The organism is Fodinibius sp., assembly GCF_041642155.1.
Classification (GTDB): Bacteria; Bacteroidota; Rhodothermia; order Balneolales; family Balneolaceae; genus Fodinibius.
The window spans coordinates 1-18,526 of sequence record NZ_JBEPWZ010000036.1 but is presented as its reverse complement, the minus strand read 5'-3'; the positions used below and the strand labels follow the sequence as shown (position 1 = coordinate 18,526).

12 protein-coding genes are annotated in these 18,526 nt (G+C 49.4%); 7 read left to right on the top strand and 5 right to left on the bottom strand.

Translation table 11 applies throughout. The features are described from left to right. Positions 1-744 (bottom strand): hypothetical protein (locus tag ACESLU_RS04070; protein ID WP_372635508.1); only part of this gene is annotated, 744 nt, incomplete at its 3' end. Between the two features lie 164 nt (positions 745-908). Between ACESLU_RS04070 and ACESLU_RS04065 the strand changes: the two genes are divergently transcribed. The 4 genes from ACESLU_RS04065 (at position 909) to ACESLU_RS04050 (ending at position 6,919) form a co-directional block, all read left to right on the top strand. Beyond that, entirely contained in the window at positions 909-1,763 is an 855-nt protein-coding gene (locus tag ACESLU_RS04065; RefSeq protein WP_372635506.1) for a proline dehydrogenase family protein, read from the top strand. 113 nt (positions 1,764-1,876) lie between these two features. Next, positions 1,877-4,033 (top strand): hypothetical protein, encoded by a 2,157-nt coding sequence (locus ACESLU_RS04060; protein WP_372635503.1) that lies wholly within the window; start codon positions 1,877-1,879, stop codon positions 4,031-4,033. A 481-nt stretch (positions 4,034-4,514) separates the two neighbouring features. Continuing rightward, entirely contained in the window at positions 4,515-5,942 is a 1,428-nt protein-coding gene (locus ACESLU_RS04055; RefSeq protein WP_372635500.1) for a DUF6089 family protein, read from the top strand. Between the two features lie 197 nt (positions 5,943-6,139). Next, positions 6,140-6,919: an endonuclease/exonuclease/phosphatase family protein gene (locus tag ACESLU_RS04050; protein WP_372635497.1), complete on the top strand. Its 780-nt coding sequence runs from the start codon at positions 6,140-6,142 to the stop codon at positions 6,917-6,919. 215 nt (positions 6,920-7,134) lie between these two features. Here ACESLU_RS04050 and ACESLU_RS04045 read toward each other — a convergent pair whose 3' ends face one another. From ACESLU_RS04045 to tyrA, 4 genes are all read right to left on the bottom strand, one after another. Then, complete coding sequence (locus ACESLU_RS04045) at positions 7,135-8,028, bottom strand: hypothetical protein (RefSeq protein ID WP_372635494.1); 894 nt, start codon at positions 8,026-8,028, stop codon at positions 7,135-7,137. A gap of 716 nt (positions 8,029-8,744) precedes the next feature. Next, complete coding sequence (locus ACESLU_RS04040) at positions 8,745-10,718, bottom strand: hypothetical protein (RefSeq protein WP_372635491.1); 1,974 nt, start codon at positions 10,716-10,718, stop codon at positions 8,745-8,747. Further along, complete coding sequence (locus ACESLU_RS04035) at positions 10,715-11,329, bottom strand: hypothetical protein (RefSeq protein WP_372635488.1); 615 nt, start codon at positions 11,327-11,329, stop codon at positions 10,715-10,717. Before ACESLU_RS04035 ends, ACESLU_RS04040 begins: the two co-directional genes overlap by 4 nt. 217 nt (positions 11,330-11,546) lie before the next feature. After that, a complete protein-coding gene (gene tyrA / locus ACESLU_RS04030) occupies positions 11,547-12,680 on the bottom strand; it encodes a bifunctional chorismate mutase/prephenate dehydrogenase (protein ID WP_372635485.1) in 1,134 nt (377 codons plus the stop codon). Positions 12,681-12,911: 231 nt separating this feature from the next. On the opposite strand from tyrA, the gene uvrB reads away from it, so the two are divergent. The 3 genes from uvrB to ACESLU_RS04015 form a co-directional block, all read left to right on the top strand. After that, complete coding sequence (gene uvrB / locus ACESLU_RS04025) at positions 12,912-14,960, top strand: excinuclease ABC subunit UvrB (RefSeq protein ID WP_372635482.1); 2,049 nt, start codon at positions 12,912-12,914, stop codon at positions 14,958-14,960. 156 nt (positions 14,961-15,116) lie between these two features. After that, positions 15,117-15,692, top strand: coding sequence for a class I SAM-dependent methyltransferase (locus ACESLU_RS04020; protein WP_372635479.1), 576 nt, complete (start codon positions 15,117-15,119; stop codon positions 15,690-15,692). A gap of 421 nt (positions 15,693-16,113) precedes the next feature. Continuing rightward, a partial coding sequence (locus ACESLU_RS04015) for a zinc-dependent metalloprotease (RefSeq protein WP_372635477.1) occupies positions 16,114-18,526 on the top strand: 2,413 nt, incomplete at its 3' end.

Sequence of the window (18,526 nt, the reverse complement as noted above, 5' to 3'; positions counted from 1 at the left end):
GATATCAATATTACCACCGCTTGTTTTAAGATCAGTAGAAGAGGCTAGCGATATAAAATCGGCTTCGATATTACCCCCGCTGGTCTGAGCTTCAACGACACCGCGAATGTTATTGAGGTCGATGTGTCCCCCGCTTGTTCGGGCATTGAAGTTGCCCTGAAGATCACCGGCCGTGATATGTCCGCCTGAGGTGCGGGCTTCAATATTCCCTTCCAGGTCGGATAATACCAGATGTCCCCCGCTTGTTCTCATCTGCTGATCGCCGCTAAGCCCTTTGATCGTAATGTGTCCCCCGTCAGTATTCAGTTTGGAACTCATCGTTCGGGGAGTGTAGACAATAAACGAAATTGAGGGATGGTCGCCATTTCCGAAAAAATTCCACCTCTTTCCTTTATATTTTGCCATTGCTTTAATGGACTTTCCGGATTTAGAGATATCGATTTCCCAGTCATCTAAATGAATCTCATCGGGAGTGAGATCGCGCCCCTTTCTACGGACATACATTTCAACCCGAACCGTATTGGAGGATGTCCCCTCGACCGTAATATGTCCCCCGGAGGTTTTGACATCAAGGGAACCACCCCCCGACAGAGGGAAGGACTCTGCCCGGTAAGGAGTATCGGTTTCGACGGCTGCTGAAGTACCGGAAGAGGCCTTCACCGGGATGATCCCTGAAAAGGATATAAAAAAAGATAACAGAAAAGCCAGCGTTACTTTGTGAAGAGAAGTTGTTTGTTTTTCCATAATAATCACCAAGTATGTTATTGTTTGAGAACTGTTATGCAATACGACCGAATATCTTGAAAGGTTACATATAAACGGGAAAGAACACCCAGGGAGGTAGGAGAGATGCCTGCAATTTATTATTTTCATCGTTTTCAGGGGAAAGATAAGTACAGAAAATGCACATGAAGTTACCGTTTGTTTTAGCGAAGCGTTTTGTGGCCGGTGAATCTTTTGAAGCCGCTGCACCCAAAGTTAAGGCACTGAATGAAAAAGGCATCGAGGTTACGCTGGACCTGCTGGGCGAAAATGTGGAAGACCGGGAAATGGCAGACGAGATGGTCGCCAACTATATCGGGCTGCTGGAAAATATCAGCACGGTCGATACGATGGAAAGCACCATTTCCATAAAGCTTACCATGCTGGGACTTGATATTGATATCGATTACTGCCGGGCTAATTTGTTCAAATTGCTGAATGTTGCGCGCGAATACGACCAGTTTGTCCGCATCGATATGGAGGGGTCGGATTATACGCAGCACACCATTGACCTGTATAAAGACGCTTTTAAAGAGTATGGAAAGCATGTGGGCATTGTCATCCAGGCCTACCTGCATCGCACGAAAAACGATCTCGCGGAGCTGGCCGGGTTGGGGGCGGACGTGAGGCTGTGCAAGGGGGCCTATGACGAGCCTGAAGATATTGCTTTACAGGATATGAGCGCGATACGCAAGGCATTTAAAAAATACATAAAAGTATTGCTTGCCAAGACTCCCTGTCCGCGTATTGCAACCCACGATGATGAGCTGATTGACTGGACCCGTAAATACGCCGCGGACCATAACATCAGGCCTTCGCGCTTTGAGTTCCAGATGCTGTACGGCCTGCGGCAGGAGACGATGGAACAGCTCGCCCGGGAAGGATATAATACCCGTATATATGTGCCTTTTGGAACGATGTGGCTTCCCTATTTCAAGCGCCGGCTTATGGAGCGCAAGGAAAATATTTGGTTCGTACTTTCTACCTTATTCAAGAAGTAAAACAGGAAAATGCGGATGAAAAACAAAAGGGGAGCCAGCGGCTGCTTGCTTGGTTTCCGCTTCTTTTCCCGCAGCCGGTTTCACAGAGCTCTACACCTTATCCTGGTATGCCAATGCAAATAGACAACGAACGGTTGAAGCTGCTGCTACCTCTCCTGGCCGGGGGAGTATTGCTTTTTATTCCCCTGGTGGGGGACTTTCATATCGAGTCGGCCATACTGGCGTCGCTGGCGGGTTGTTTTTGGGCCGGCATCAGGGCATGTGGTCATAATCGGCAGAATGGCGACTTTTATTCAGCCCTGACCGTACTCGGGTATCTTTACGTGGGGGGACTCCCGCTTGCGGTGAATGCATTTGCCGGCGGCTGTTTTTCCATACACGGGCTGGCTTTCTGGCTTATTTTTCCGCTGCCGAGCGTCTTTTTCGGTTATGCAGTGGGACGCCTGGCAAGAAAATGGGGCGTGCGGTACCGGCGGACTGTCACCACCGTTATTTTGTTGATCGTTGGGGTCGGGATCTTACTGTTTGAGTTTTTTAATTATCCCCAGCTGTACTTTTTTAACCACGTCTGGGGAGGCTGGGCAGGTCCTATTTACGATGAGGCGATCACGGTCAGCGGCGCAGCGTTCTTTTTCCGGTCGATGACCGTACTTTGGGCACTTTTGCTCTGGCATATTCCATCCGTCTGCAGCGAGAAACTTTCTGTGTGGATCGTAGGGCTCTCCGCCCTGGCCCTGGGATTTAGTTACACGCAGCTTGCCGAGGCCGGCATTGTATCTCCTCCCTCGCATATACAAGCTGTACTGGGAGGAAACCTGGAAACCGAGCACTTTCAACTCTATTACGACCGGGAGTATTACAGCGATTATGACATCCGCATGCTGGCCCGGGAGCATGAATTCCACCTGGAACAGATTTCGGACAAGCTTGACCTGGATACGGTTGATTCCCGACACAAAATCGAAAGCTATCTATATGCCCATCCCTGGCAAAAAAAGCGATTGGTGGGAGCAAAGTTTACCAGCTTTGTGCCGGTGTGGCTGCCCGGGGATCAACTGCACATTGCCAGGCAGCAGATAGCGGGAAGCCTCGGGCACGAGCTGGTTCATGTGGCAGCCAAGCAGTTTGGCAACGCGCTGATCAATGCAAGCTGGAGTATTGGTCTTGTAGAGGGACTGGCGGTTGCTGTAGACGGGGGGGCGTCATCGACCACGACGGTTGACCAGGTCGTAGCCGCTCAACAGCCATATCCCGGGCCCGAAGCCTTAGGGCAAGCCCTGTCCCCGTGGGGATTTTACAGCGGGCGGTCCGGCGTGAACTATATGACCAGCGGTTCGTTTGTACAGTATTTGCTGGACCGGTATCCCGTTAGAAATCTTAAAGAGGCCTATCGCACCGGGGATGTCAGGAACGCTTATCCGCAGGACTGGAAGCTATTGGTACGGGGATGGCACCGGCACCTGGATTCTGTATCCGTCGACTCGACAGACCGGCAAAAAGCCCGTCAAATTTATTCGATACCGTCCCTTTTAGAGCAACCGTGTCCCCATGTAGTATCAGACTTTGCCTCGGCGTGGGATGATTATCAGTATTATTGGGCCGCACGGGATACGGCAGAAGCACTGAATGCGCTGGAGCTGGCACTGGCAGAATCCGATACCCCCTCGCCCATTAAGGCGGAGTGGAGTTTCCGGCATCTCGTGGCCGGAGAATATGCTGCGGTGCGCGAGATCGCCTCGTTAAAAGATTCAACTCTTGACCTGCAGCTGTTGTATGCAGACGCTTTTGCCCATAGCGGTTACCGGGAGCAGGCCCGCGCCCATGTGGAACAAGCGAGAACTATTTTTGCCTCCAATCCCGATACAATGCGAAAAGAGGCGCTGGAGACCCGCACCGACAACAGGCAGTGGCAGATCTATCGCCGGCTGACGTACGGGCGAAAACTGCCCGATTCCGCCACCTTTGATGAAGCATTATACCGTACGAAAATACGAGCGGTTCGGGTCTCTGTCGAACAGGAAGAATGGGCAACCATGATGGGTTATGCCGAGCAGCTTCTTCAGCACCCGATACGGGAGGTCTTTTTTGATGATTATTTGGCATTGATTCATCATTTATGTTTTCAGCAGGAGGGAGAGACTGCTCAGAGATGGATCCGGAAAGTAAGCGGGACCACCCTGCGGGACCGGCACAGGCAACGATTGAACCGGGAGATTGAATGGCAAAATTTTTTGGAGAATCGAAAAGCCGGACCTGCCGCTTTGGACTAAAATAGTTGGGCAATCTGTATTTGGTTTATTAATATAAACTATGTAAGATGGGGGAGTGACTGGAAGAAACAAATTTTCCGTTTCTTCTTCATTGTAACCAACCATGGGTGATCGTGCTACGATTTACAAAAACTGCTATGCCTTTAGCTGTGATGGAGTTAGCTTTTTTCACAAAAGTTTTGCGGAAGCATGACAGGAAGGGGATTCGCTCATTTATAATTTAATTTAATAAAGAATTAAAGTTCCCGAATGGGCAGTTGCGGTGGATGAGGTCGATTTAATTGTATATAACCGTAGTAAAAATAACTACTTAGCTATTATAGGGGGGGCGCTGACCAGGTTAAAAAAAAATATTGTTAATATTTAGAAAAATTAGGGAACTTATGAGCTGTATTGAGCTTTTAACTAAACGTTACAACGTCAAAATCAAATAATCGGAATCAGGCGTTGGCCTGAATTATAATTAATCTTAGGAGGTTTTATGTTAAAGAAGCTACTTTTAGCCGCAACCATGTTATGTCTATTTGTGCCTGCCCTGCACGCACAAACGGAGGATCATCCAACGTGGATGAGTATCCATCTCGGGCATAACGAATATGATGGTGATCTCGGGAATGAGATGCTTGAGTATGAGGTCGATACAGACTGGTCGGCAGGTATTGGTTTTCACCAGTACTTGAGCCCGTCTTTCGACTTTGATGCCATTCTGGAATACGGATATCTGGATTATAAAAACCAGGAAGATCCGAATGAGGTCAAAGCTAACAACAGCTTTGGGACCAGTTATGTAAATGCCAACCTGATGTTTCGGTATAAGTTGGCAAACGGATATATTTTCAGCCAGAATGCAACCTTACAGCCATTCCTGGCTGCAGGTATTGGTGTTACCCCCTATTTTAACGGGAGTGACAATGTCTATGAAGGTCAGGAAGGAAATGACATCGACAGCCGGATAGGGTTGGGCATTCCCCTTGCCGCCGGATTTGATATCAGCTTATCCGAGAAGACAAAGTTGTTCTTGAAAGCCACCTATAACCGCACGTTCGTGGATGGATTTGACGGTCAGGCTGGCAGTGGCGAAAGCAATATTGACAACAAAAGCCACGATGACTTCTTAGTGACTTCTGTTGGATTCAAGTTTAACATTAGTCCTGATCCCGACGCCGACGGCGACGGCATCCCCGACGATGAGGATCGCTGTCCGCAGACCCCCGGACCGGAAGAGTTCGATGGCTGTCCTGACACGGATGGCGACGGCATCCCGGATATAGACGATCGTTGTCCTGAAGAGCCGGGCGAAGCTGAATTTGACGGCTGCCCTGATACAGACGGCGACGGTATCCCCGATTATGATGACGAATGTCCTGAAGAGCCGGGCGAAGCTGAATTTAATGGCTGCCCTGACACAGATGGCGACGGAATTCCTGACAAGGATGATCGCTGCCCTGAAGAACCAGGCGAAGCTGAATTTGACGGCTGTCCTGACACAGACGGCGACGGCATCCCCGACTACAAGGATGAATGTCCTGAAGAACCGGGTCCTGCATCCAATAACGGTTGTCCGCTAGTCGACTTCGACTTTGACAATGTGAACTTCGGATTCGATCAAGACAATGTTGAAGAAGAGTTCGAAGATATGCTGAACGAAGTAGCTGATGTATTGATTGACAACACCGGTCTCAAAGCAACCTTGAGAGGTCACGCCGACCGTATCGGACCTGCGCAGTATAACTTGCGCCTGTCTCAGCGTCGAGCCGAGTCTGTCAAGAGTTACCTTGAGGGACAAGGTGTAAGCGGTGATCGCATCTTCACAGAAGGCCTGGGTGAATCCGAGCCTCTGATTGAGAACGCGAACCGAGAAGAACGTCGACAAAACCGTCGCGTAGAAATCGAGATTGAGGAATTGTAACGCACAATAAGCTCAAAAACTGAAGAAAGGCCCCGCTTTAATTAGCGGGGCCTTTTTTTATTTATAGGAGTTTTTGTAATGTGATTCTACAAAGCTCTTTAACCCGAATTTCTTGGTGAATAATCCGGTTTAACCATATATGTATCAGCATGAGAAATACTGGTTAGGATAATCCGGGCCAAATAACAGATTAAGCTATGAGACTTTGGATTGCAACACTTTGGTTCGTAATCAGCGTCATCGGTAATCCTGCGATGGCCACTTCTCTCGCAGATGATTCAACACTGGTTGTTGTCTCTTACAATATCAAAGCTGCACGAGGAATGGATGGCCAATTGAATCTTCGCCGCACGGCAGATGTGATTAACCGATTGAATCCTGATATTGTTTTTCTCCAGGAAGTTGACAGTATGACTCATCGAACCGAAGAAGTCGATCAAATGATGAAATTGGGAGAATGGACGAATATGAAGCCTGTTTTTGGAGCGCATCGGCCGTATGATGGTGGAGCGTACGGTAATGGAATACTCACGAATATTCCCATAAAGAAGCAACAAATACACCAGTTGCCAATGACAGCAAAACCACTCACGGCTTTATCTGTTCAACTTCTTAATAAAGACTGGGAATCACCTATCTGGATTACTGGGATTCATTTGTATATGACTGCAGAACAGCGCATGGCCCAGGCAAAAAAGCTTAATAAAATTCATCAGGATTATATAGTACCTGTGATCATCGGAGGTGATTTTAATTCTACCGCAGATTCCCAAGTTATGAGATATCTGTCCGAACAATGGCAAATTCCCGCTAAGAAGGGCAATTCCGGCACGTATCCCGCCGATGACCCCGTAAAAGAAATTGACTATATCATATTTAAGCCCAATAAATATTTTAAGGTTCTAGAATCTTATGTAGCGGAAACTCCTCTTGCTTCGGACCACCGCCCCTATGTACTCAAGCTAAAGCTTAAGTAATACTTAAGCGCTTTTTGCATCTATTTGTGAATAATCAATGAGCCAGTCAACTGACAAGCACAACCAATATCTGTCGTATAAGGGCCGGTTATGTAAAGTAGCGGACGCCGGCTAAGAGTTTATAACGGGGATATTGTTGAAATGCTATAGCTAAAGATATAAATGAGGAGGGGCTGCTTGACATTTTCCTTTTTAAAGGGGTTAGCTGTACTTGTTTAATTTTTTGCCATGAAATCTAGGACAAGTTGTAGTGAATGAGGCCACGGAAATTCTTCTCCAGAGAATTGATCCTTTTCGTTGGATTTTGATAAATAGTCTTTGATTTTACTTAAGGATCCAATTGGGTTTTCAACGGGTGGTAGAAATACAATATTTTCATCAATTTGAACAGCAATTGATTTAATTGGTTTTTCCACGCTGATAATTTTTCGCTCTCGTTTAATTTCTTTTGGTAGTGTGAAAATATAAGGTTGAAAAATTTCTTTACTTGGATTTAGTAGTTGTTGCCTGATAACATCAAACTCTTTATTCAGTATATATCGGTAGCCAAGTAGAGCAAATGAAGCAAGATAAGCTGTTTTTAAATAAGAGAGTTCTACTTTCCTCTTACTGTAACTAATATCTGGACTAATATTAAACTTTTCATTTGACCAACTCTGATTTTCATAAACTGTATCTAAATGTTTAAAGATATGATCAAGGTTGTCAGGGTGATTATATTTTTTAGGAATCTTAAAAAGAATTTTATCCTTTTTTATTTGAGTGTGGGTATTAACCTTCTTTCCACCCATTGTTAGTTCAATTTTAAGCTTCCCTTCAAAACCTTTTTTCCCACTTACTGCTTTTATAAATGTTTTTAACCTTTCTCTTTCTTTTAAATCAGCTTCAAATTTATAACCAGATTCTGAATTGCACTTTTCACAAGTTAATAAGACCTCATTTCCTCCAATAGAATCTTGAGGAACATGCTCAGCAGTCAAGACTTTTTTCGAAATTGCTTCCTGATTAAAAAACCTTAAGCATAATGGACAAAGATAGGCTTCCTCATTTATTTCAAAAATTGCATTTATTGCTTTAACACCTTTATTAAATGTTTTGAATTTATCCATCACTAAAAACTAATAGTACAGCTAACGACCTGGTGCATAAGCAGCGTGCAGGCCAACGTTGACTTTAAAACAAAATGTACTACAGAAATTAAGGAACTCAAAAATCGGCAGGGAAGAGCGAGGTATGTCCCCTTAAAGGCGGGTTAGGTACGCTGTGTATACTACTTTTACAGAAAGTAGTATACACAGCGCTCCAATAAATTCTCTTTTGTGATAGAGCGGATCTTCTTCAATAGTCTTTTTTAAAATTGCTTTGTTTTCCATTGGATTTCATTTGGTTACCTAACCTAAGCTTATTCATATAAAATGCATAGTACCCATCGGATAGATAACATTCAAGAAAGTAGTTTATAAGTATTAAAGGCTGGGAAATAGAATATTATGTGTATTCCAGGGGAATAGACAATACAGATAATCTCGATGGATCATAGTTGCTACCGGTATCGAAACCAGGTAATTACTGCTCTGATATCTTATATGTATTCAATTTAGGGTATACCCTAAATCGGTACGATTTAGTCAGTACTGAACCAGTTTTTATGGACCGTATTCACCTGTTTGAATACACTATCCTAAATTCGATACAGCATATAGGTATTCTAAATGGATCCCAGGGCGATAACCAAGCAGCTATCATCTAATATCCGCAGGCAATAAATAAAAAGAGCCAAAAAAGCACAATATATTCAATAAGTATATTTTTTAGGTAATCCGGGTCAAAGGGTGAGCGAAGCTTTGATAACAAACTGCAGGGCCTTGTCCAGTCCCAGCGTGTGGTAGCGGACTTCGGTATTCAGAAGATTACGCACAGAAAAAGTGGTTGCCAGCCGCCGGTCCCAAAACCATTTTTTGGCCGTTATATCCACCTTCAGGAAGGAGGGGGTTTTCGTCCGGAAGGTCCCGTACTGCAGCGGGTATTGCGGCTGCAGCGAACGATAGCGCTCGCCGTTGAGATTTTGATATTCTTTCCACAGTGTTGAACTGCGGTAGGTGGTCGCCAGGGAAAACGATAAATCGCTGGCGGGCTGAATGTTGAATTCATAGGTCATGCGGTTTTGTGGGGTCTGAAACCAGTATGCCCGGTATCGGTTTGTGCCACTCAGCGTATACTGCATCATCATGTTCAGCTGGTGGCTGAGCCGGCGATTGAGTTGCTGGGAAAAACCGAGTCGAACGTTTAGGCGGTCTCCCTCTTCAGAAGAGAATTCGAGATCCTGCGGCTGGGTATAAAGCCCCTGATACTGCTGACCATGATGAGCCACCACCTGCCAGGGTATATTCAATGCGTAGTGGTGGAGATACTTTCCCTCCAGGTGTAGCGATGTTAAAGGGGCGAGTTGAATACGATTGGTCAATTTAATACTCCCGGCTCTATTCCGCTTGGAGCTGAGAGGCGTGTCAATACCGATGCCAAGCTGTGAGAAAAGAGTATAGCCGCGCCGGTACCAGTAGGTGCTGCTCTCCTGCCGGTAATAGAGCAGTTCGTTGTAATCAATACCTCCGGCTAACGTCCAGGCCCCCGTGAGCCGGTGCTCAGAGCCGAGGGAGAAAGAGGCAGCGGCCTCATGGGCGGCAATATCTGCGCTCAGGTCCGCCTCGAGGGTATGACGGGCATGGAGACGGGAATGGACCGATCCGAACAAGGTAGCGACGACCTGCTGACTCTCCATCTGCAGCCCGCGGGTATCGCTAATCTCCAGTGAAGCCCCGGAGCTGACCCGCATGTTATCTTGCCGGTAGCGGGAGGACAGCGAAAAGAGGTGGTCGAGCTGCTGCCATTCGAAGTCATAGTCCTTGTTATTGAGCCGGTAGTCCATGAATTTCCGGTGGGCCAGATAGCGTCCGCTAACCTTCCAGGGACCGGATTCATGTTCTGCCTGTACCGCCAGCTGACGATAGCCGGTGATGGAAGGTACTTCCCGTCCAAACGGCTGAAAAAAGACATATTCATCATTATTGGCTGTAAGTCCGCGTGCCCTGATATTCCAGCGGTCGGACTGATATCCAATTTCGGCCAACCCGTTTGATACGGTGGTTTTAACCGCGTGCCAGACGTTATCCACATATGAATAACTTCCGATGCGGTGATGATTATTCAAATTCGTCGGCTGATGCTGCCGCAGGGAAAACTGTCCCCGGGCAAACCAGCCGGAGGACCGGTAGGCGATGTTGGAAAAATAATGAGGTCCCCTGCGGTCGATATTGGGCGTTACCCTCGAAGAATCGTAACTCCACGGCCCGGGATCTTCTATCTGGTTGCCGACGGTAAAGGACCCGGAGAGGCTTAGCCCGCTGTCCGGCGGGGTGGTGTGCAGGTTGAGATAACCCGCCCGGCTGAGCGTTTGGTTATACACCCGGGGTTCGGAGCTGTAGCTTATCCGGTTGATCTGCTCCATGGAGGAGGGCAGCATATTCAGGTTTTGCCAGTTAAAGAAGGAGAAATCAATGGGAATGTCATCCAGGTAGACCGTGGGCTGGGGACCGTAGAACCCGTACAAGCCGCTGTTGACGCGGTAGGTGAACCCGTCCGTCGTCGCTGCATCCCATTCGGGTATGGTTTGCAACAGGTCGTTGGGGTTAATTATGATGGACGTCCCCAGGCTATCGCGCCTTTCGGCGGAGCCTTGGGCTGCGCTCTCCCAGGGCAGGCAACATAGAAACAACAGGATAATGAATAGTAATCGAATCATTTCAGAAAATTTTTAAGCCAGGAAGGGGTGGCAAATGAACGGCTGATCCCAAAGGAGATCAACCCCACGGACAGGGGGTGATAGGTCAGGGTCCGGTTAAACGCAAAGCCGGAATGGATGCGCCACGGGCTGGTTCCCGGGCTATACTCCAGGCGCGCAATTAGTTCATAGGCGAATTCGCTTTCATGGGGATCAAACGGATATGCCGCCCAGCCGCTTGTCGGCGGGTAGACCTTGGGGTTGTCGAAGGACATGAAGTTGTTGCCAAAGCGAAGTCCGGGGGCCAGTGTCAGTCCCCTGTAAAGCGTAAAGGGGTATTCCCATCCGATATAAATGAAATAGGAGGAAAAGTCAGCCTCCCCGTAATCCGGGTTGGTAACATTGTAATCGGTATAGCGCAGGCCCGCCTCCAGGTTGCCGGCATGATAGGTTACCCGGGTTCCGAGATGCAAGCTCGGCGGGCTTTCCCAATTGTCGGTAAACGCATTGTGCAGAACCGAAAGGGCGCTGTTTGCATCCACGGTGAAGCGTTCGTAGCTCCCCTCCTGCGTATAGCCCGCCCTGGCTACAAGGAAGAGGAAAAGGACAAGAAGAACCGTTTTTTTAATCATAATTAGATATCTGCGCCGCATTTTCGACGAAAAATCCGGTCTGAACGATCGTGCACGGGAGATGCTGGGAAATTACTATTTTAATGGAATATGAATGCTTTACAGCGAGAGACCAGCCCCGTATGTTCATTAAGGCCGTGGAATAATGATAAAAGTCTCTGCAATATGAAATCTATATATAGTCAGGCCTCTGATCTGTTGCCGGATAAGCTAACGGTCAGGCGAAGCGATCCGTCAGCCGGTCAATCAGGTAGCCGCTTTCTTCCAGGGCCTGGTTGGCAAAGCTGCCAAAGAAATCGGTCACCGCTTCAAATTCTTTGATAAACCCTTCTTTATCATCTTCTTTGACCATCCTGGTCAGGCGGTCGTTATGCTCGATAAAATTAAGCAGCAGCTGCCGGCGTTCTTCATTGGCAAATACGATGTCTGCATAGAGTTCGGCGCTCTGGGCAAAGATGCGCCCGGTCATCATGAGCTCTCCCCGGTAAATGGGACTGGAATACTCCAGGATGTCCCGGGGATCCAGGTCATAGGTTTTCATAAACGACCCGTGTAACAGGGCCACGAAGTGACGCAGTCCCTGTACCAGGTGCATCACGTGATCGTGTTTTTGCGGGTCGGCCTCAATAACCCGCATCCCCCACAAGCGAGACTGTTCCATCACCCATGCCGAAGCCTCTTCATCGCGCCCCACACAGGCGACCATGAGCTGCTTGGAGAGATTGTTGACATCAGGGCCATGCATGGGGTGGAGGCCCAGTACCGGGCCGCTGTGCGCCTCTTTCATCACTTTGATGGGGTCCGTCTTATTACTCGTAAAGTCCGCAAGAACGGTATTGTTCTTTAACTTCGGGGCCAGGCGACGGATGACATCTTCCGTTACGTTGATGGGCACGGTCACAATAGCGAGGTCCAGTTTCGGAACCATCTCCTCGAGTTCATACCAGTTGTGCTTGTCAATTTCGTATACCGTATGTCCCGACTGCTCAAAGATACGCGTGTACAGGCGCCCCATCCCGCCGCGGGCCCCTACAATTAAGACGTGCCGGGGCTGTTCGGTGGCGCGCGGGAACTGGCTGGATGATTGGCTGGCGCGGGAGGAGGCCATGATCATCCTCAGAAAATCTTCCGCCCAGTCGGGATCAAGCCCCCGCTCCTCGGCCATCCGGCGAAACTTGTCGGTTTTATCATCCTCCCGCTTGGGAGCAAAAATGGGCAGCTGGTTCCGGATCTTTTTTTCGATCACTTCATGTACGATGCTGCTGCGTTCGGAAAGCAAGTCCAGCAGCCGCCGGTCAATTTCGTCAATACGGCTGCGCTGGGGACCTAATTTTTTCTCGTCTTTTGTCATGCTATCTTATAGTTAACCAAAATGTTTCGTTTAAAGCGAAGTCGTTAAATTAAAGTTTTACTATCAATTGCCCTAAAAAAATGTGATTTTTATAGAATGATTGCGCGCCGATTTCGTTTCATTACAAGGCACATAAAGCTGAAAATCGCAGGGCCCGGAGACGCAGGAGGGTGCCCTCTTGCTTCCGGAAGCCCTTGGTTGCAGTCTTAACCGGAAAAATACAGATATCAGATGTCCCATTTTGATTTACAATCTCCCTGGCCACCGGCCGGCGATCAGCCCAATGCCATCAAAGAGCTGGTGGAAGGCGTTGAAAACGGTGACAAGTACCAGACGCTGCTGGGCATAACCGGTTCCGGAAAGACCAGGACCGTTGCCGATGTCATCGACCAGGTGGAGCGGCCCACGCTGGTAATGAGCCACAACAAGACCCTGGCGGCCCAGCTGTATCGCGAGCTCAGTGACTTTTTCCCGGACAACCGGGTGGAGTTTTTTATCTCCTATTATGATTACTACCAGCCTGAGGCCTACCTTTCTTCCCAGGATAAATATATTGAAAAGGACCTGTCGATCAACGATGAGATTCAGCGGCTTCGACTGCGGGCGACCAGCTCGCTGCTTTCCGGCAAGCGAGATGTCATTATCGTCTCTTCGGTGAGCTGCATTTACGGTATCGGGTCGCCCTCGGAGTATGCAAAGCTGATTATCAAGCTGCAAAGCGGGATGGAGATCCCCCGGAACAAGCTGCTCTATGACCTCGTGGACCTGCACTATACGCGCAACGACCGGGAGTTTAGCAGGGGGACCTTCCGCGTGCGCGGGGATGTGGTGGACCTGTATCCCGCCTATGCCGAAGATGGACTGCGGATCTCCTTTTGGGGCGACGAAATAGAGAAGATGGAGATCGTGGATACCGATACCGGGAATGTGCTGGAACAGGTGGATGAGTTCCATATCTATCCCGCTTCGCATTATGTGACGACACAGGATCGGCTGGAGCAGGCGATCGACCAGATTCGGGACGAGCTGCACTGGCGTATCGGTACGCTGACGGACGAAGGCAAGCACCTGGAGGCAAAACGGCTGGAGCAGCGCACGCTTTTTGATATCGAGATGATGCAGGAGATTGGCTATTGTTCGGGCATCGAGAACTACTCGCGATACCTGAGCAATCGAAAGCCGGGAGAGCGTCCCTATTGTCTCTTCGATTATTTTCCCGATGATTTTCTGCTGGTGGTGGATGAAAGCCACCAGACGGTCCCGCAGATATCGGCGATGTACGGCGGGGACCGGTCCCGCAAGACCGAGCTGGTGGAGCACGGATTCCGGCTGCCATCAGCCCTGGACAACCGCCCGCTGACCTTCGAGGAATGGGAGGGGGTGACCAACCAGGCTATTTTTGTGAGCGCAACCCCCAGTGATTATGAGCTTGAAAAGAGCGGTGGTGTCTTTGTAGAACAAATTGTGCGTCCCACCGGACTGATGGAGCCGGAGATAGAAGTGCGTCCCGTGGACAACCAGATTGATGATCTGCTGGAAGAAATCCGCAAGCGGGTGGAGAAAGGAGACCGGGTGCTCTGCATTACGCTGACGAAACGACTGAGTGAAGAGCTGAGCGAGTACCTGAAAAGTGTGGGGATTTCGGCCGCTTACATGCACAGCGAGCTCAGCGCCATGGAGCGGGTGGAGGTGCTTTTTAAATTCCGGCGCGGGGACTTCGATGTGCTGGTGGGCATCAACCTGCTGCGGGAGGGGATTGATATCCCCGAACTGAGCCTGGTGGCCATTTTGGATGCCGACAAAGAAGGATTTCTGCGGTCTGAAACGTCCCTCTTCCAGATCGTGGGCCGGGCGGCCCGTAATGTCGATGGCAAGGCCATCATGTATGCAGATAAAATCACGGACAGTATGCAGACCGTCATCGACGAAACGGAGCGCCGCCGCAAGATCCAGAAGGAGTACAACAAAGAGCACGGGATTACCCCGAAGACCATCGAAAAAGAGCTCAAGCCGCTGGTGGACCCGGCCCTTATTTCTTCCCGGAATTTTGACCTCGATGACGAGGTTGAAGTATCCAAAGAGCCCCTGGAGATGGTAAAAGTAGCCGAGGAAGGCATCAGGTACAAGGCCAATCCCGCGATGAAGGAGATAACGTTCGACAACAAGGAAAAGTTTCTGGAGTACCTGCACGACTCGATGAAGACAGCCGCCCGGAATATGGAATTTGAGGAGGCCGCACGCATCCGGGATCAGATTGAACAGCTGAAGGGGGAGCTTTAGATTACCGTTCATCGTTATTGGTTACGACACGGCCACAAGGGGCATGAAAGTCGAATGGCAGCATTCGCATCCCGTCTAAACAGGGGATACGTTTTTTAATTTTGCCATAAGCCTGCAGGGATTGAACCAGTAACGGATAACCAATAATTAACAAAAATGAGTACGCTTACGTATCTGAAAAGTTTTTTCAAAGACAAGGATGTCGCTTCTGTGACGCCCACGTCGAAATTTTGCATCCGCCGGGTATGCCGGCCGATTGACTTCAGCCGGGATCAGGTTATCGTGGAGTACGGTGCGGGCACCGGTGTTTTTGCAAACTATTTGCTGCCGAAAATCACCCCCGGCTCCAGGCTTATTCTTTTTGAAACCAACGAGCTGTTGTTTAACAAGCTCCGGGAGATTGACGATCCCCGGGTCTCGCTTTTCGACCAAAGCGTGGAGTTTGTCACCGACTTGCTGCAGGATGAGCTGATCGGCAGGACCGATTACATCATTTCCGGCATTCCTTTTTCTTTTTTGGATGAGCAGTCCAAAACCTCCGTGCTTCAGCAAAGCGTGGACCTGCTTAAAGAGGGAGGGAAGTTCCTGGCGTACCAGACCTCGGGGCATCTCAAGGAGCCGCTCCGGAATGCATTCGGGAATCTGAAGACCGGCTGGGAGTGGAGGAACATCCCCCCGATGACGGTATATGAGGCGGAGAAGAGATCCCGAGAGGTCACTGATCAGGGGTAAGAGCAGTATGTTATACAGTCAGTCGTTTTTTGGATATGGAAGTTGTGTGTGTTCATGGGTATAAGGGAAAGCGGAAATGAGATACACAGAGCAGGGTGTCCCGGAACAGGATAGCGGAGGTTGATAATCGTAGTGTTGACATGACACCAAAAAGCCAGATCCTTCGTCTTCCTTCCAGCTGTGTATTAATTTATCCGGATGTAACAAATTTTTTTAACCGTTTAACGTGCTGATCAAGTAACTTATACTTAGAAGTCTTTGAAAAACCAGTCCCGAAGCATCGGGAAAGGTCATGGCCAGAGGGAGGTTGAAATCGCAGCATATAACCCCCGTATGTGAGGAGGATTTCAACCGACCGATAACGCCGACATTGGCCAAAAGAACGGTTTTCAAAAGGCTTCATTTAGTAAACAGAGATTAAATGAGCAAAAAGATAATGCCGAACAAGATTCTGTATTTACCCGTTGTGTTATTGCTGGTGATGAATGTTGCCTGCCAGTCAAGCGAAACCGTCCAAAAAAGTCCGCCGCCGGCCGTAACCCACACGGTAACGGATACCACCGATGCCGACACGGATACAACGGACACGGATGCCGATGCCGACACCACTGAAACAGAGGAACCCTCGTCATACGAGGTGATTGTGGAGGAGGCGGACAAGGTTGCGGAGGGATTGCTGAACGTTTTTTACAAAGATGAAAAGCTGTATCTCGAGGTGCCCTTCGATCTTCTGGGGCGGGATATGCTCCTCTCGTCGACCATATCCGAGATCAGCGACAATAAGCTGGGGACCGTCGGAGCCAAGCCACACAACCCCCTGCAAATTCAGTTTGCCCGGGTCGACTCGGTGCTGCTGCTGCAGAAAATTCAGAAAGATGCCATTGCCGCGGACAATAATCCCGGTATTCTCCGGGCGTTGGACAGGAACAGCATAGGGTCGGTTCTGAGAAAGTTCAATATCGAAGCCTATAACGAAGATAAGACGTCGGCGGTCATCGAGGTAACCAATTTTTTTGTCAGTGATATCGATGCGCTCTCGCCCTTCGGGCCTGTCGGGATGAATATACCGTCCGCCCTGATAGATCAAAAGCAGTTTAAAAGAAACCGGTCCTTTATCGGCGGTTTTAAATCATTTGAAGACAACCTGACGATCAAAAGTCACCTTTCCTATGAATATACCCTGAAAGAACAGGCGGGGAGGGGAAGCAGCACCGAAGAAGACACCCCCTTTACAGCGGTCATGACCCGCACCCTGCTGCTGTTGCCGGAGGACAGGATGCGTCCCCGTATCGCCGATCCGCGTATCGGTATTTTTACAACCCACAAGAATGAATATTCGGGGTCGGGGGACAACGTGGAGCCGGTTCGTTACGCCCGGCGGTTCCGGCTGGAGCCCAGGGACGTCGAAGCCTACAAAAACGGGGAGCTGTCGGAACCGGTGGAGCCGATCACCTTTTATGTGGATTCCGATTTTCCCGGGAGCTGGCGGAACGCCATCAAGTCGGCGATCAGGGACTGGAATAAAGCGTTTGAACGCATAGGATTTGAACATGCGGTCCGGGCCCTTGATTATCCGGAAGAGGACCCCGAATTCGACCCCGACAATCTCAAATACAATGTCGTGCGCTATGCCCCCGCCTCGGTCCAAAACGCCATGGGCCCCTCCTGGATCGACCCGAGAACCGGGGAAATTCTCAACGCTTCTGTGTATATCTATCATGATATTGTCCGGCTGCTTAACAGCTGGCGCTTCATCCAAACGGCTCCGGCCGACAAAGCAGTCCGGCAAACGAAGCTCCCCGAATCATACCGGAAAGAGGGCATCGGCTATGTGGTCCGCCACGAAATAGGCCACACGCTTGGATTCATGCACAATATGGCGGCCTCCCACGCAGTCCCGGTCGATTCCCTGCGGTCGCCTTCGTTTACCCGGGAGCATGGCACCACCTATTCGATTATGGACTATGCGCGATATAATTATGTGGCACAGCCGGGGGATAAAGAAAGGAACGTACAGCTGACGCCGCCGAAATTCGGGTTATATGATTACTACCTGGTGGATTGGAACTACCGCTACTATCCCGAAGAAGTATCGAAAGAGGAGCAGAAAGAGCGATTGACCCGGCTGGTGGATGAAAAGGCGGGTGACGACCGGTACCGTTACGGTGCCCGGGGAGCCTATCTGGATCCCCGTTCCCTGGGCGAAGATCTGGGGGACGATGCGGTTGAAGCCTCAGCATACGGGATTAAAAACCTCAAATTCGTGATGAATCATTTAAACGAATGGGTGGAAGGAGAAGATACGGATTACAGCTACCGCCAACGCATCCGGAACGGCATAATCATGCAGTATGTCCGCTACCTGAATCATCTCCACGCGAATGTGGGGGGGATCTATCTCAATAGAAAGTATGCGGGCGATTCGCGTCCCCATTACCGCTCCGTGCCGCGGGAAAAACAGCGGGAAGCTTTTCTTATGCTGCTGGAGGAAGTGAACCGGCTGGATTGGCTTGAACAGGAGGAGGTGGTAGCAAATCTTCCGCTGACCGGCTCCCCGTCCGCCATTCTCCGGGATCAAATTATCGAAGTAATTTTGGGAGCCCCGGAAAAGGTTCACCTTTCCGCCTTAAAGTCGCGGGAAGAGGATCCCTACAGTCCCGAAAAGGTAATGGAGGATATATACGTCTCGCTCTGGGAGGAGCCTTTACAGGAGAAGTCGGCACTCACGGAGACAGAGCGTGAATTTCAGAAAGCCTTTGTTCAGGCGGTCATTGCTAAAAGCGGGTTGGAAGAAGCAGGCTCCTCCGGCACATTCGCCTTTTCATCAGGGGACA

Bases quoted from the DNA above. Each gene is read 5' to 3' on its own strand.
- ACESLU_RS04065 (WP_372635506.1), top strand. From the start codon at position 909: ATGAAGTTACCGTTTGTTTTAGCGAAGCGTTTTGTGGCCGGTGAATCT.
- ACESLU_RS04060 (WP_372635503.1), top strand. From the start codon at position 1,877: ATGCAAATAGACAACGAACGGTTGAAGCTGCTGCTACCTCTCCTGGCC.
- ACESLU_RS04055 (WP_372635500.1), top strand. From the start codon at position 4,515: ATGTTAAAGAAGCTACTTTTAGCCGCAACCATGTTATGTCTATTTGTG.
- ACESLU_RS04050 (WP_372635497.1), top strand. From the start codon at position 6,140: ATGAGACTTTGGATTGCAACACTTTGGTTCGTAATCAGCGTCATCGGT.
- ACESLU_RS04045 (WP_372635494.1), bottom strand. From the start codon at position 8,028: ATGGATAAATTCAAAACATTTAATAAAGGTGTTAAAGCAATAAATGCA.
- ACESLU_RS04040 (WP_372635491.1), bottom strand. From the start codon at position 10,718: ATGATTCGATTACTATTCATTATCCTGTTGTTTCTATGTTGCCTGCCC.
- ACESLU_RS04035 (WP_372635488.1), bottom strand. From the start codon at position 11,329: ATGATTAAAAAAACGGTTCTTCTTGTCCTTTTCCTCTTCCTTGTAGCC.
- tyrA (WP_372635485.1), bottom strand. From the start codon at position 12,680: ATGACAAAAGACGAGAAAAAATTAGGTCCCCAGCGCAGCCGTATTGAC.
- uvrB (WP_372635482.1), top strand. From the start codon at position 12,912: ATGTCCCATTTTGATTTACAATCTCCCTGGCCACCGGCCGGCGATCAG.
- ACESLU_RS04020 (WP_372635479.1), top strand. From the start codon at position 15,117: ATGAGTACGCTTACGTATCTGAAAAGTTTTTTCAAAGACAAGGATGTC.